The organism is Colwellia sp. MB3u-45 (genome assembly GCF_014077005.1).
Taxonomy (GTDB): Bacteria; Pseudomonadota; Gammaproteobacteria; order Enterobacterales; family Alteromonadaceae; genus Cognaticolwellia.
In genome coordinates, this window is the sequence record NZ_JACGVC010000047.1 from 192,509 (window position 1) to 207,417 (window position 14,909).

Genomic DNA, 14,909 nt, shown 5'->3' on the forward strand with positions numbered 1-14,909 from the left:
TAACGTCACCAATAACGATAACCACACTAAAGTAACCAAGATTATTATGGATTTAAAATCACTGAATTATTTTATTGCCGTCTATGAGTTAAAAAGCTTTAGTGCGGCGGCAAAAACCTGCTTTATTGCCCAACCGTCAATATCGGCAGCAATAGCACAATTAGAGCAACAACTTAGTGTGCAACTTTTTATTCGTCATGCCCGTGGTGTAACGCCGTCAGAGCAAGGGGAAAAGCTTTTTCCGTTAGCCAAGCAACTGTTAGGACAAGCAGGGGCAATCAAAAGTGTGTTTTCAGAAAAAACTGATAAACAGCCGTTTAACTTAGGCGTAACCCGAGGTTTAGGTGTTGAGCGCATGAGCCTACTATTAAAAGATTTTACTTCAGCCAATCCTTTGGTTGAGCTGACCTTAGTCCCTCATACCGATAAAGTTGATGCGCGTATTATTTTAAAAGACGAACTCCATGAGAGTGAACCATATATCAATATGTGGCAAGAAGACTACTTGCTGGTATTGCCTTACGATCACGTATTAGCACTCAAGGATACCGTAACGTTAAAGCAGCTCGATGGCTTACCTTTTATTCAACGCACACCTTGCAGTGCTTGGAATAACTTACAAGACACTTTAGCGCTGGCAGGTATTAGTCTTGATGTGCGAGCAAAAATTACCACCATAGATTATGCCCTCGGTTTGGTCCATGCCGGTTTAGGTTGTGCATTTTTACCGGCACATAGTGAAATTATTAAGCGCAGTGACGTGGTGTTTAGACCGATAGTTGGCTTACAACTAACTAGAGAAATTGTCCTCGCCTATACAAAATCATCTCAAGCTATCGATAATTTAAAGCGTTTAGCGCGCAAACATGCACACTAGCCTTGGTTACCTGCTTGTTTTCTTTCTGTAAAAATAAAAAACATCTCACCGGGAGAAAAGAATGAGAACTGTAGGAGGTAAAGCACAGCTAATATAAAATGCTTTCGCCTTTAACATAACACCCTCGCAGCCCTGCCATATATTAAATATTTTCTCCTTCTTTTCTCATTGTTTCCTCCCTGTAAAAACAAGAAACATCTCACAGGGAGAAAAGAATGAGGACTGCAGGAGGTAAAGCATGGCAAATATAAAGATATTATCAATGCAAAAAATTATCTGTCGCTAGCTTAGCCTCGTTTTTCTTAAACATTAATAGCAAATGAAGACTTTTCATCTTGGCGACTATCTCTTAATATGTCGATAACTTAACATTTCGACTGTTTTATATGTCGAACGCTTAATATGTCGAACGCTTTATAGTGATAAGATTTCGCCTATTTGTAGCGCCTTATTGTCAATAAAAAAACATCCTATGACTTCAGCCTTACCTCATAAATTACTCGCACAGGTATTAGCACAATTTGGTTATGCTATAGAAAATTGCAAAATCACTTTGCTCGGCAATGGCCTGATCAATAACACTTACTTAGTGCAAACGCTTGATAATAGCTTTGTTTTACAACATATAAATCAACAAGTTTTTAATGCGCCGCGGCAAGTAACTGATAATGCCGACCTGATTAGCGCACACTTAAAAATTAAGTCTGACAATAAAAGCTACCCTTTAACACCGATTTATCAGCTGCGCAGCATAGATAATAAAAATCATGTTAAAGTACAAGGGCAATATTGGCGTAGCCTGCATTATATTCCGCAGTGTTATACCTTAGAGTCAATAACTAGTGTCGAGCAAGCCAGTTTAGTGGCCCGCGCCTTTGCACAATTTACGGCCGCACTCAGTGATTTTAACAGTGAAGAATTAGCTGAAATCATTGCACATTTTCATAATTTATCCATACGAATAAAACAATTTCAACAAGCACTAGCAAGCGCTGAAGATACACGATTAGCAGCCGCTCAGACAAGTATTGCCTTTATTCAATCTCAGCAAACTTTTATCGACAGTATCGCTGAAATCACTAAAAACTTGCCCTTACGTGTTACCCATAACGACACTAAAATTAACAATCTACTTTTTAGCAAAGCAACCAACCAACCCGTTGCCGTGATTGATCTAGATACCTGTATGCCAGGTTATGTGATGCATGATTTTGGCGATATGGTACGCAGCTGTTGTCCGTCAATTGCCGAAGATAGTGCTGAACTCGATAATATGAGCATTAATTTTGAGATATTAACCGCGTTAACCAACGCCTACATTGAAGGTTTTAATGGCTCGCTCAGCGAAATTGAACGCAGAAGCTTAATCTTTGGCATTAAATTGATGCCGTTTATGCTCAGTATTCGATTTTTAACTGACTTTTTAAATGGCGATCGGTACTTTAAAACCACTTACGCCAGCCACAATTTAGTCAGAGCAAAAAATCAATTACAGCTTTATCGCTTGTTTTGCCAACAAGAAGCATTATTAACTAACATAGTGTTATCAGCGCCCACATCCAACACATAATGTGAACTACCCCGCGACTTTTTCTTCGCTCGGATCACGGGGTTTTCTCGACAGATTAGATAAAAAAAGGCACCCTACTGTTATTGAGGGTGCCTTTTTTATTTACAGGGCTATATTTCAATACTCTTTCAACGCTCTTGCAAAAGCGCTAGGCAATAATAACTCCCGACAGGTCAATACAACTTAGTTGTGATAAGTAATACCAAGATAAAGTGCGCGTTCTTGGCTGTTGAAGCCACTCGCCGTTTGATACGCTTTATCTAATAAATTAGTAATACGCGAAGAAACGCTAAAATTGTGAGATACATCGTAGTTCAGCCCTAAATTAATTAATTGATAACTCGCTAAATCAACCTTACCAATGCCGAATACGGCATCTTCTCTTGCACCAACAAATTGATATTCTGCGTAAACGTCTACTGCATTCACTGTGGTGACAAATTTATAGTTGAATTTTTCTTTCGCGCGACGAATCAACTGCTCATAGCTTAAGCGGCCAGTATTATCTGTTGTCGATTGATCTTTGGCATCCGTATAAGAAAGATTAAAGTCGTGCATACCACCAAAGCCGGCATAGTTAGCTGAGAGTTCAACACCATTAATTTCAACTTTTGCAAAATTTGCTGCCACACCATCTTTTTGACCAATTAGGTCATCAATTTTTGAACGGTATAAGCTAACACTGGTGTTAACTTCAGCAATTTTTGTTTCGAAAAACAACTCTACCGTTTCAGAAAGCTCTGAATCAAGTGTTGGCGTGCCAAAACCTGGGTAGAATAAATCATTATAAGTCGGCACTTTAAAGCCAGTACCATAATTAAGCACCACGCGAGTATCTTCATCAACTTTATGACCGACGCCAAAATTATACGTATTTTCTGAGTTAACATCTTCAACACTGTCGTGTCTTAATGTCGCTTCAAATGTCCATGTATTTTCAGTATATAAGGTATGGGCGAAAACACCTGTGGTGTCTCTTTCTTCTTTGTCAAAAACTATGCTACTTTTAGAAACATCGTCTTGATAATAATCAACACCAATATTAACTTGCAGATCATCAGAAAGTTGGCTGTTATTAACAATCGAGTATTGATTGCGACGGGTTTCAAAAATCCCTTGTGAAAGGCCATTACTTAAGCTGTCGATACTGTCACGACTTTGCCCAACAGAAAAAACGGTCTTGTTATTTACACCTTTAATACTGGTCGCATAATTAGCACGCACTAACCACGTATGATTATTAAAATCAGAGCCATTATAATAACCATCATATTCATTGTCGCCGCTATCACTTGATAACAACCACTCTACTGAAAAGTCTTCCGTGATTTTTTGCTGACCTCTAATCGCTACCGAGGTAAAGTCGTAACCGTCATCATCAGTTTCAACGCCTTCTTGAACATCATAACCATCACTTTCTTCTTTACTGACGGTGATAGTCGTTTGGCCGTCACCATGGCTAATACCTGCGCCAGCTTTATACTTTTGATAATTGTCAGTACCAAAACTAGCACCGGCAAACAACTCTCCCGCTGATAACTGACGAGTAAATATTTGAATAACACCGCCAATAGCGTCTGAGCCCCACAATGCTGCACGTGGGCCTTGCACGATTTCGATACGCTCGATCATCTCTGGCGAAATGGTATTTAAATTTGTGCCGCCCGATGTAGCGGAACTCACTCGCACGCCATCAATCAGTATTAAGGTATGATCTGAGTTGGTGCCACGCATAAAAATTGAGGCGTTTTGCCCTCTACCGCCATTAGTGGCAATATCAATACTGGGTACTGTAGATAATAAATCTAAAAATGAAATTGGGTTAGCTAGCTCGATATCTGCACGTGTAATAACCACTTGGCTAGTCAGCGCATCGTCAATATTTAGGTGTGTACGGGTTGCCGTTACGGTTAATACTTCAATATCTTTTGCCTTACTTTCGGTGCTTGCTGAAGCGACAAAAGCTGTCGACATAGCACTGATAACGGCAAGTGATAATAGTGATTTTTTGAAAAAATTGTTTTGTTTAATGTTCATATGACCTCATTAACGATGCCCTCCGCACCATTTTTATTACCGCGCTTAAGCGCAGTTTAATTATGCAAGTTAAAGTGCTCGGACTAACATGGCCACGCTTTCTATCAATATATCTTTATATAAATAAAACGCTTAACACTATGATTACCGTTGCGGGGGCAGTGAAAAAATTTCATTTTCTTCCCTCGAACTTACTATGTAAAACAGTCACTAAAGTGTTCAGTTACTGTCGCTTGTTTAAATTTTTTCGTCTTAGTGAGTTGACAGCTTATTACTCGGCGTATCGACACCTTGATTAATCATGTCGTAAATTTTATCCCTAGCTAAATGCTGCTGACAGACATCAGCTAATCGCTCAAGTTGTATTTCTCGATGTTGATTAATATCAACCATGGCTTGGTGCACTTGGTTATTCATTTGCTTGGTGACTTTACTGGCCGCAATAGCAACAGCTGTAAAATGGGCAGAGTTGAAATGTAACTTCTGATGAAGATGATTAGGCACATAACAAACCTTAACCGTCAGCTGAATTTTAGCCATGTGCTTAGTTAAATGCTTAGTTAAGTGTTTGAGTTTACCCAAAGTGCTGATATTTAATGGTTTAACTTTACCATAGATAAGCGTTTGAATTTTTTCTGAGTGTGGATGACTAACAGCTTTCATATCAAACATTGCAACGCCTAACGAGTATCAAACCCAACATCAGTTGGTCGATATATGTGATTAACGTCGATAAGGTTTAGCGATATAGCGAGCAAATTCATTTTCACCACTGAGGCGGTATAAATGAAAATAGATAAAATATCCAATGCCCGAGTAACCCGCTCGACGTGGTAACTAATGATCATAATTCACCTGGTATCCTGACTTACAGCATCTAGATATATCCCTTCCCAAATCACTTTTAGCCAAAAGATTTAGTGGTTAATATATCGCTCTGTTTACAGTTGCGGGTACAGTTGTGGACTTTCACCACATTCCCAGCTTTATTTTATTACGCTTTCAAAACATAAAAAAGTAAAATTGAATATGACATTATTTAATTAATGGCGCGATTATCGACAGCTAGAGCGAAATAGCAAGGTTTATTTTTTATTCACTGGGCTGTTAAGAATATAAATATCCTCACTTTTTCAAAATAATATCACCGCAATATAACCGGGTTCCTAAGCATAAAAGTTAACTGATTAGCTTTATTTTGTCTCCATGGCCGTTCAACTCAACAACTAACAACTTATCGTTAAAGCGTCAATTCAAGCCAATTTTCACCCCATAATGCCGAAAAATATAGCAAACAAGTTTAGCGCATTAAGTACTTAGTTATGATGCGTTAACATCGAGTTGGCCAATAATAGCCCCTAGGATAATTAAAAAATTAATCATTGTGTCTCTGTTTTTGATAAAGTAAAAAGTACTCAGCCTAATAACAGCTAGCTCATGGCGATACATAGTTCATAGCAAGGCGAATACTAGTAACAAGACTGATAGTAAGACCACAGCGAGTCAACAAGGAAAATACATAATGCCAGTTGCTGAACCTAAATGGCCAGAACGAATTATCTGCTTAACAGAAGAAACCACCGAAGCACTTTATCTGATGGAAGAAGATCATCGCATTATTGGCATTTCAGCTTATACCATGCGCCCTGAACGCGCGCGAAAAGAAAAAACAAAAGTAAGTGCTTACATCACCGCAAGAACAGAAAAAATAGTCGCACTAAAACCAGATTTAGTGCTGGCCTTTTCTGATATGCAAGCCGATATTGTTGCCGATTTAATCAAAGAAGGTATACAAGTGCATTGCTTTAATCATCGCAGTGTCAGTGAAATTTTGCAGATGATACGCACCTTATCAGGCTTAATCGGTAAACCAGAAAAAGGCGATAAGTTAGTCAGCGACTTACAACATAATTTAAGCAAAATTAAACAACAAGCTGCCAAGCTGCCTGTGCGCCCAAAAGTTTATTTTGAAGAATGGTTTGACCCTATTATCACCGGCATTGGCTGGGTAAGTGAGCTAATAGAAATTGCCGGTGGTATACACTGTTATCAAGAGTTTTCCGGCCAGTCCTTAGCCAAAAACCGCATTGTGGCAAACCCCAGTGATGTTATTGCCAAACAGCCTGATATCTACATTGCCTCTTGGTGTGGTCGTAAATTTGATCAAGAAAAAGTTACCTCTAGAGCGGGTTGGCAAGCAATACCTGCGATAAAAAATGGTGACATCTATGAGATAAACTCTACCGATATTTTACAGCCAGGACCCGCAGCATTAACTGACGGGGTTGAACAACTAGCCAACATTATCAAACAATGGGCCGAACGCGCGTAATATGTTAAATTTTTTCAGCATTAAAAACAGCTTAATCACCATAGTCTGTACTTTATCTTTCATTTTTAGTGGCCAAGGTTTAGGGCAAGAACTTGATAAAGTTTCTATTCAGCTCAACTGGCTGCATCAATTTCAATATGCCGGCTATTACGCAGCCAAAGAGCAAGGCTTTTATCGAGCATTGGGCTTAGAGGTAGAGTTAAGAGAATTCAAAGGTTCAAGCCCCATTGAAGATTATGTCATCGACGGCAGGGCCGATTATGGCATCAATGACTCAAGTTTAATTGTCGCGAAAAATAATGGCAAACCTGTTGTTATTGTCGCACAAATATTTCAACATTCACCGGCGACTATCGCCACATTAAGATCTTCTCGCATTGCCCGTCCATTTGATCTGATTGGTAAGCGCATCATGATAGATACAAGATTGAAAAATTTTGCCCCTATTACTGCCATGCTTATGCAAGCAGAACAAGATATGTCAGCCTTTACTTGGCAAGAACAAAGTGACAGATTTTCAGCGTTAATTACCGGTAAAACCGATGCTATTTTAATTTATGACACTAATGAGCCCTTTGAATTTGACCAAGCAAATATTGATATATTAACCATTAGCCCAAGAGACTACGGTATTGATTTTTATGGCGACAATCTTTTCACCAGTGAGTCAGAGGTAAAAAACAACCCTCAACGTGTACAAGCAATGCGTCAAGCAACCATAAAAGGTTGGCAATATGCGCTCAATCATAAAGCAGAAATCATTAAATTAATTGCAGAAAAATATAATAGCCAAAACAAGTCTTATCGCCACTTAGCTTTTGAAGCTGACGAAATTAGTAAAATAATTTTAGCTAAATTTATTCCTCTTGGCTCAATCGCCCGCACCCGCATGGAAAAAATAGCTGAGATTTATTATCAACTGGGCATGATAGATAAGCCTTTCATCCCCACCAATCTATTACTAGAAGACGCCTTAAGCAGCTTTGCGCCTAAACAACTTGCCATTAATAGCAGTACGTCATTAATTATTGTCATGGTAATAATTTCACTGTTATTAATTTTTTCAACACTGCTGCTACCAAGATTAGTTAGTGAACAACACCTAGCCTCCTTTATGGCATCAAAAAAATTCCCCTTTATCGTCCATACCGTATCGATATTAAATATCGCCATTATTTTTAGTGTTATTTACTTATCCTTGCAAGACAATGAAAAAATCAGCCAAGCCAATATCAAAAAAAATCTTGAATTTGTCGTTGAAGCAACAAAAAATAGACTCAATGATTGGTTAAGTGAGCAAGAAAACCTATTAAAACAAATAGCTAAAGATGACACATTAGTTAATCTCACTAAAAGCTTACTGTTGCAATCCCAGTTAAACGACACACTCATCAAAACAAAATCACAGCAAAATATTCGCCAATACTTGCGCCAAACGAGTCTTGAAAACCAAGGTTTTTCAGTTATTAATCAAGACTTCATCAACATTAGCGCTGATGACAATGACCGCCTAGGTAAAACTAACCTAATAGCCCAACAACACCCCGAGATTATCACTGCTGTTTTTGCTGGAAAAAGTCGTTTTGTGCCTTCAATAAACTCTGGTGTTAAGCACTCACTTAGCCATTCGGCCAACACGATAGATCAATACAATATGTATATGATCACGCCGATCCTCGATGAAAAAGATCAGGTTATTGCGGCATTATCCATTAGCATTCAAGTCAGTGGCCAAATCTCTACTATTATACAGCAAGGTCGCATTGGCGCCTCAGGCGAAAGCTACTTAGTCAGTCGATTAGGCCAAATGCTCTCAAAAAGTCGCTTTGATGCTGAATTATCATCACTAAACTATTTTCAAGAACACAGCAAAAATAAGCAAATGATCACACTTAAAGACCCACAGATTAATGTCATGAAAAACCCTGATGCCGTGATTAACAGCCAGCAATTACCCTTTACTTTTATGGCAAACCAATTGATCAATAATGCCCGTTCAGACAACATTAGCTTGATCACAGATCATAAAATTGCCAGTAATGTCTTGGGGTATAACGACTATCGCGGTGTCACCGTTTATGGTGCTTGGTTATGGAACAATCAGTACGGCTTTGGTATTGCAACCGAAATTAATGCAGATGAAGCCATGGGGGGCGTAAGTTCACTGCGTAATGAATTGATGTTAATTGCTGTTATTACCTTACTATTAACCTTAACGTCTAACGTATTTACACTCACGGTTGGCCAACGTTCAACAAAATATATGCGCCACTCGAAAGCAGAATTAGAGCAACTTGTTGCACAACGTACCGCTGAATTACATCAACGCGAACGTGCAATGTGGCAGTTATATGAACATGCGCCAGTGGCTTATGCGACCTTAAACGCTCAAGGCGAGTTTATTAAACACAATTTTGTCTTCGCACAAATGTTTAAACGCCCAAGAGGCACGTTTTCCTCCTTAAATTGGCAAAGCTTTGTTGCGCCAGCCCATTACGTGCACCAAATATTTCAGACTAAATCTCGGCTTTTAGAGTGTGAAGTACCAGTCAAAATAAATGACAAAAAAACTATCGACACTATGATGTCTGCCCTGCCGGTTTATGATGACGATAATAAATTAACCGAAGTGCGGTTAACGTTAATCGATGTGACGCAAAAAAATGCCGCCAAAGCACAATTTGCCGCCTTAATGGAGTCAGCACCTGATGCCATATTGATGTTAGATAAACATCGAGAGCACAGCATTGTTAACTCGCAAGTATTAAGCATGTTTGGCTACGAAAAAGCTGAGCTTATTGGCGAAAAAATTGAGCGATTATTACCAGAAGAAACAAGCTTACATATTTTTCACCACTTATTGCACGAACCTACCCTAGAGAAAAAGCTCATCGAGCTTAACGGTAGACGTAAAAACGGTAGTGAATTCTCTGCAGAAGTCACCGTTAGCGCCGTCGATATTCATAATGATCGCTTTATTGTTGCCATTATTCGAGACATCACCAAACGCAAAAACCGTGACGCGGCATTGGCTGAGCATCTGCTTTTCCAACAAGCACTGGCTGATACCATTCCATACCCGATTTTTGTTAAAGACCCTGACTTGAAATTTACTAACGTTAACAAAGCCTATGAACAAACCTTTAATGTTAAAAGAGCGGATATTATTGGTAAAACCGTACTAGACCTCGCCTATTTGCCATTAGCAGACCGAAAAGCCTACCAAACAGAAGACAAGGCAGTTATTGACTCAATGGGCATGGTGCGAAAAGAAATACCGCTGGTTTACGCCGATGGCTTAGAACATACCACCATGTATTGGGTAAAAAGCTTTGCTAAAGCTGATGGCTGCACGGGCGGCTTATTAGGTACCTTTGTTGATATCAGTGAACAAAAAATGGCCGAGCAAACATTGGCTCATGCCAAAGCATTAGCAGAAGAAGCGGTTAAAGCTAAATCAAATTTCTTAGCCAATATGTCACATGAAATACGCACACCAATGAATGCTATTATTGGTATGTCGGCGTTAGCATTGAAAACCGATTTAACACCCGAACAAAAAAATCATATTGCCAAGGTCAATCTCGCGGCCGAATCCTTGCTAGGTATCGTTAATGATATTTTAGACTTTTCAAAAATTGAAGCCAATAAACTCGACATTGAATCTATCCCGTTTTGCTTAGATGATATTCTCGATAACCTCAGTATGATGTTAGTCGATAAGCTGAACGAGACACAAACTGAGTTGATTTTTGATGTTGAAAATACCGTCCCCATTAACCTTATTGGTGACCCACTGCGCCTGAGCCAAATATTAACTAACCTTGGCAGTAATGCTGCTAAGTTCACTGAACAAGGGCAAATAAAAATTCACGTTTCATGTCTCAGTAAGCGTGACGATAACGTTACCTTAAAATTTTCTATTTGTGACACTGGCATAGGGATGAGTGCGCAGCAACAAAAAAAATTATTTCAATCCTTCAGTCAGGCAGACGCCTCAACAACACGAAAATATGGCGGAACCGGTTTAGGATTAGCGATTTGCAAGCGCCTTGTTGAATTATTGGGTGGTGAAATATGGTTAGAAAGCGAAGAAGATAAGGGCAGTCAATTTCATTTTACCCTTAGCTACCAAAGCCAGTCATCGGAAGATATAAACGCTAAAAAAACTAATTTAACCTCAGTTGAAGGTTTAACCATCGCTTTAATCACCGACAATAAAATCTATAAAACTATTTTACAGCGGATGTTAACGTCTTCGGGCTTTCTCGTCGAAAATTTCAACTCTGTCGCCGAAGCGCTGCCAGAGCTAAAAAACAAAAACAAGGTTTTTGATGTCATAATATTCGACCTGATCAATTGCAGTGACAATCAACACTGTAACGACTTAGGCTTAATACTCGCTGCTAGCATAGGTTTGCCGATATTACATATTCTCCCTAACAAGCAAAAAATGTCGGAGCTTGCACTTAAAGGTAATGAGCAATACTCCACACTTTGTAAACCCATAACCTCGTCTAATTTACTCGACAGTTTATTGCTAGCTTTGGCTCAGGAAAACCTGCGTAGTGAGCCATATAATGCTTCCCTGCGTGAAGTCCCCTTGGCCATAAATACACTTCAGGGTGCAAGAATATTACTGGTAGAAGATAATGAAATAAATCAAGAATTAGCGACTGAGTTATTAACGCATCATGGTATTGAAGTGGTGGTCTCCAATAACGGCCAAGAAGCCATAGACCGCCTTAACCATCAACACTTTGACTGTGTGTTAATGGACTGCCAAATGCCTATTAAAGACGGCTACACCACCACACGAGAATTACGTCAAGACCCACGATTTATCGATTTACCTATTATAGCGATGACCGCTAATGTCATGGCGGGCGATCGTCAAAAAGCCTTAGACTCAGGCATGAATGAACATATTGGCAAACCCATCAATACCGATGAACTATTTGTCAAATTGACAAAGTGGGTGAGACCCAAGAGTACAAATAATACAAATAATGCCAATACGTTAGATAAAATAGCGAGGACAACAGACGATAGAGCTCAGCCATTAGCTGATAAAAATCAGCAAATGGCTATTCCTGAACTCAACGGCATCGACATAAAAGCAGGTTTAGCGATAGCGCAAAATAATCACGACTTGTATCTACGCTTATTGCTTAAATTTAAAACTAACTATGCAAATGCTATGGCACCCATTTCCGTGGCATTAAACAACCATGACTTTGCTCAAATAGAATTACTGGCACATACCTTAAAAGGTGTCGCTGGCAATATTGGCGCAACAGCACTTTACGCGCTATGCCAACAGCTAGAAAACAACGCTGTCCAGCGTGATATAAAACCACTGCTGTTAACACAGTGCCAAGATGAACTTAGTCGTATTGAACTTGCGCTAGCACCGCTAGAGCATCAAGAGCCTGCTGATATAAAGTTCAATGTGTCAGCCTGCAAAACACTTATGGCGCAATTGATTATTGATGTAGAACATTGTGATGTTGCCGCTATTGATAGCATTCATACCTTGCTAGCAATGAGCCAACAGCAAAGCTATCACCAAGCACTAAAAGACATTAGGGCAAAAATTGAAGTTTATGAATTTGACGATGCGGCGGAACTACTGAAGGACATTAATATTTATTCATAAACTAATCAACCAACAACATAAAAGACACAGCAGACATAACTCATTGAATTTTAAGTACTGTCAGTAAATTGTCGGGTAAAAGTCGTAGTAAAAATTTATCTAGTAATGAATAATTCAATCAGAACAGTTACAAGGAGAAGTAAATGATGGTTCGACAGTTAAGACTTAAACGAGCATGGTCTCAAGAGCAACTAGCCCAGTTCAGTGGCTTAAATATAAGAACTATCCAACGCATTGAACGAGGCCAAAAAGCAGGCTTGGAATCACTAAAATCTCTTGCTGCTGTTTTTGAAATTGAACTTGATGAATTGCTGGAGAAAGAAAATATGAATAGCTCAGACAACTATAGTGCAGAAGAAAGTCGTATTATCGATCATGTTAGAGACATTAAAGGATTTTACAGTCACCTGATTAATTATACGGTGATAATTCTCGCTTTATTTTTAGTTAATTTTTTAACTAGCCCTGGGTATTATTGGGCTTGGTGGGCGGCGTTTGGCTGGGGTGTAGGGCTAATATCTCACGGCATTAGTGTCTTTGAGCTATATAGCTTTTTTGGTGCTGATTGGGAAAAGAAACAAATTGAAAAAAGGCTAGGTAAAAAACTTTAAAGCCCCTAAAAATCAAGTAATACCCGTTCCGTTTAGTTTGTGATCTTGTTGTATGCAGAAGCAATAAATCAAGGAGCAGGTATATACCCGCTCAACTTCAAGATGCAGACTTCAGCAAACTGAGAAAGGGTTAGCTACTAGGCATGGGTTGAAGAGAATAGTTGTTCTCGCAACTGCTCCGGTGTGACTCTAATAACCCACATCTATGTGGGAATATTGTCGAAATTCATAACGCCTTAGATGACCCTTTATCGGCTTGCCCATAGGGAGCTTAGCTCTGACACTGCTCCTTGAGCGGAACGTGTATAGTACTCTAGATAAAGTGTGGCTCAGGTTTTGTGTTTTATCTTAAGTATGAAAAATACAAGACATAACCCGACACCTCTTAACAGACAATAACGTAGGTGAAAAGTCTTTAAACTAAGCCTAATTGTATATTCACCCTTGCCACATAAACAGAATCTTGATGTGCCTTAAGTCTAATAAACATTACTCAGTAATGACTAAGTATTACCATAATTGAGATAAATACATAGGTAATACTTGGTCAATCAACAACAAAGTGAGATGCGTACCACGCATTGGTTTTTATGTACTTATACTATGCCATTAAGTTTACGTTGTCGAAACGCAAATAAAAGCGCTAAGCCAGCTAAAAATAGACCTTTAGGCTCAGGAACGGCTTGTGGACTTTCAGCAAAGCCAAAACTATCTGCGATAAAATAATATTCTTCGAAATCGCCATCAGCTAAAACAAAATTGAAATTGACTTGAAAATAATCGCTATCATTAAAGATTCCAGTCCCTTTAATAAGACTGTCCAATTCAATAAAATCTTCAAAAACCATGTCGCCAAAACTATCTTCAATAAAAAAACCCGCGGTAGCATAGGCTTCTTCGTCACTGCTAGCAGTAAAAATTTCTGCAAACCAAGTGATAGCAAAAAGCACATTGACAGAAATATCTGAGCCGGTATTATTCTCAAAAAATAAATATCCATCTGTTTCCCAGGAACTCTGAACAAACCCTCCCATACCGTTTACTTGGCCATCAGCCGCAGCGCTGACTAAACCAACCTCATCAGAATCAAGAATAACTGGGCCAAAATCATCACTACCACTTGCGCCTCCAGATGCACTGCCGTCTACAAAAACTTGACTATCAAAAAATTCTGTTTCAAATTCATTGACAGAAAATGTAGATGAGACTTCAACATCAACGCCAGTATCAAAACTGGTTATTATAGCGCCCTGAGTTTGAGCACAAAGCAAACTGAGACTCGATAATACTAAGCCAAGTCCAAATTTTTTCACTAATATTTTTTTTAACATTTTAAGTTCCCTCTTAGTTATATACTTAGTTATTTACTTAATTATATAATTCCATCGTGGACATACTTAAGCATTAAAATACGCTACTTAAATGAATGTAGGTCAGGCTTTGCCAATACACAAGCCAAAGCTAGTGCGGTAAAATTTATAGCAAGTGAATTAGTTATTTTTTGCTCGCACTAAATTTTAATCGCTATTTCATATACTGCTTTAGCAGCAGTGCTGAAATTTGTCTTATAAAAATTTGGCAAGAGTTCTGAAAAGGTTTGGCGCAGGCATTGTGCTTTATTTTAAGTATACAAAATATGATCTGATATCTTCGATTTAATAGTCTCATTGGCAAGCGATTAAGCTGAATTCTAGCTTAAGCCAATTCAACTTAATCGGTTAACAACCATACGATTTAAACTAATAGAGCCAAATCCCATCACTTAGCTGTTATTAATTTATAGGCTAATTAGCTTTTATTCGTCAGTGATCAAACCCAAAGTT

The 14,909-nt window shown here is 38.8% G+C and carries 9 protein-coding genes and 2 riboswitches; of the genes, 5 read left to right on the forward strand and 4 right to left on the reverse strand.

The features are described 5' to 3' along the window. Positions 1-46 precede the first annotated feature (46 nt). Together H4J41_RS10340 and H4J41_RS10345 are read left to right on the forward strand one after the other, a co-directional pair. Positions 47-877, forward strand: coding sequence for a LysR family transcriptional regulator (locus tag H4J41_RS10340; RefSeq protein WP_182138224.1), 831 nt, complete (start codon positions 47-49; stop codon positions 875-877). 451 nt (positions 878-1,328) lie between these two features. Beyond that, positions 1,329-2,447 carry a phosphotransferase enzyme family protein gene (locus H4J41_RS10345; RefSeq protein ID WP_182138223.1) on the forward strand — a complete coding sequence of 373 codons (1,119 nt, stop codon included), beginning with the start codon at positions 1,329-1,331 and terminating at the stop codon, positions 2,445-2,447. Positions 2,448-2,630: 183 nt separating this feature from the next. Here the strand turns inward: H4J41_RS10345 and H4J41_RS10350 are convergent, their stop codons facing one another. The 3 genes from H4J41_RS10350 to H4J41_RS10360 form a co-directional block, all read right to left on the reverse strand. Further along, entirely contained in the window at positions 2,631-4,484 is a 1,854-nt protein-coding gene (locus tag H4J41_RS10350) for a TonB-dependent receptor domain-containing protein (protein WP_182138222.1), read from the reverse strand. 55 nt (positions 4,485-4,539) lie between these two features. After that, positions 4,540-4,714: riboswitch (cobalamin riboswitch) on the reverse strand. 22 nt (positions 4,715-4,736) lie between these two features. Continuing rightward, a complete protein-coding gene (locus H4J41_RS10355) occupies positions 4,737-5,156 on the reverse strand; it encodes a hypothetical protein (protein ID WP_182138221.1) in 420 nt (139 codons plus the stop codon). Positions 5,157-5,164: 8 nt separating this feature from the next. After that, the gene (locus H4J41_RS10360) at positions 5,165-5,332 is read right to left on the reverse strand and encodes a hypothetical protein (protein ID WP_182138220.1); all 168 of its coding nucleotides are present in this window, start codon (positions 5,330-5,332) and stop codon (positions 5,165-5,167) included. Then, positions 5,319-5,514: riboswitch (cobalamin riboswitch) on the reverse strand. Its footprint overlaps the gene before it by 14 nt. Positions 5,515-6,006: 492 nt before the next feature. On the opposite strand from H4J41_RS10360, the gene H4J41_RS10365 reads away from it, so the two are divergent. From H4J41_RS10365 to H4J41_RS10375, 3 genes are all read left to right on the forward strand, one after another. Continuing rightward, complete coding sequence (locus H4J41_RS10365) at positions 6,007-6,816, forward strand: cobalamin-binding protein (RefSeq protein WP_182138219.1); 810 nt, start codon at positions 6,007-6,009, stop codon at positions 6,814-6,816. Position 6,817: 1 nt separating this feature from the next. Next, positions 6,818-12,475 (forward strand): ABC transporter substrate-binding protein, encoded by a 5,658-nt coding sequence (locus tag H4J41_RS10370; protein ID WP_182138218.1) that lies wholly within the window; start codon positions 6,818-6,820, stop codon positions 12,473-12,475. Between the two features lie 143 nt (positions 12,476-12,618). After that, positions 12,619-13,086: a 2TM domain-containing protein gene (locus H4J41_RS10375; RefSeq protein WP_182138217.1), complete on the forward strand. Its 468-nt coding sequence runs from the start codon at positions 12,619-12,621 to the stop codon at positions 13,084-13,086. A 596-nt stretch (positions 13,087-13,682) separates the two neighbouring features. Here H4J41_RS10375 and H4J41_RS10380 read toward each other — a convergent pair. Further along, a complete protein-coding gene (locus H4J41_RS10380; protein WP_182138216.1) occupies positions 13,683-14,417 on the reverse strand; it encodes a PEP-CTERM sorting domain-containing protein in 735 nt (244 codons plus the stop codon). Positions 14,418-14,909: the final 492 nt, after the last annotated feature.

Bases quoted from the DNA above. Each gene is read 5' to 3' on its own strand.
- H4J41_RS10350 (WP_182138222.1), bottom strand. From the start codon at position 4,484: ATGAACATTAAACAAAACAATTTTTTCAAAAAATCACTATTATCACTT.
- H4J41_RS10365 (WP_182138219.1), top strand. From the start codon at position 6,007: ATGCCAGTTGCTGAACCTAAATGGCCAGAACGAATTATCTGCTTAACA.
- H4J41_RS10375 (WP_182138217.1), top strand. From the start codon at position 12,619: ATGATGGTTCGACAGTTAAGACTTAAACGAGCATGGTCTCAAGAGCAA.
- H4J41_RS10380 (WP_182138216.1), bottom strand. From the start codon at position 14,417: ATGTTAAAAAAAATATTAGTGAAAAAATTTGGACTTGGCTTAGTATTA.
- H4J41_RS10355 (WP_182138221.1), bottom strand. From the start codon at position 5,156: ATGTTTGATATGAAAGCTGTTAGTCATCCACACTCAGAAAAAATTCAA.
- H4J41_RS10370 (WP_182138218.1), top strand. From the start codon at position 6,818: ATGTTAAATTTTTTCAGCATTAAAAACAGCTTAATCACCATAGTCTGT.
- H4J41_RS10340 (WP_182138224.1), top strand. From the start codon at position 47: ATGGATTTAAAATCACTGAATTATTTTATTGCCGTCTATGAGTTAAAA.
- H4J41_RS10360 (WP_182138220.1), bottom strand. From the start codon at position 5,332: ATGATCATTAGTTACCACGTCGAGCGGGTTACTCGGGCATTGGATATT.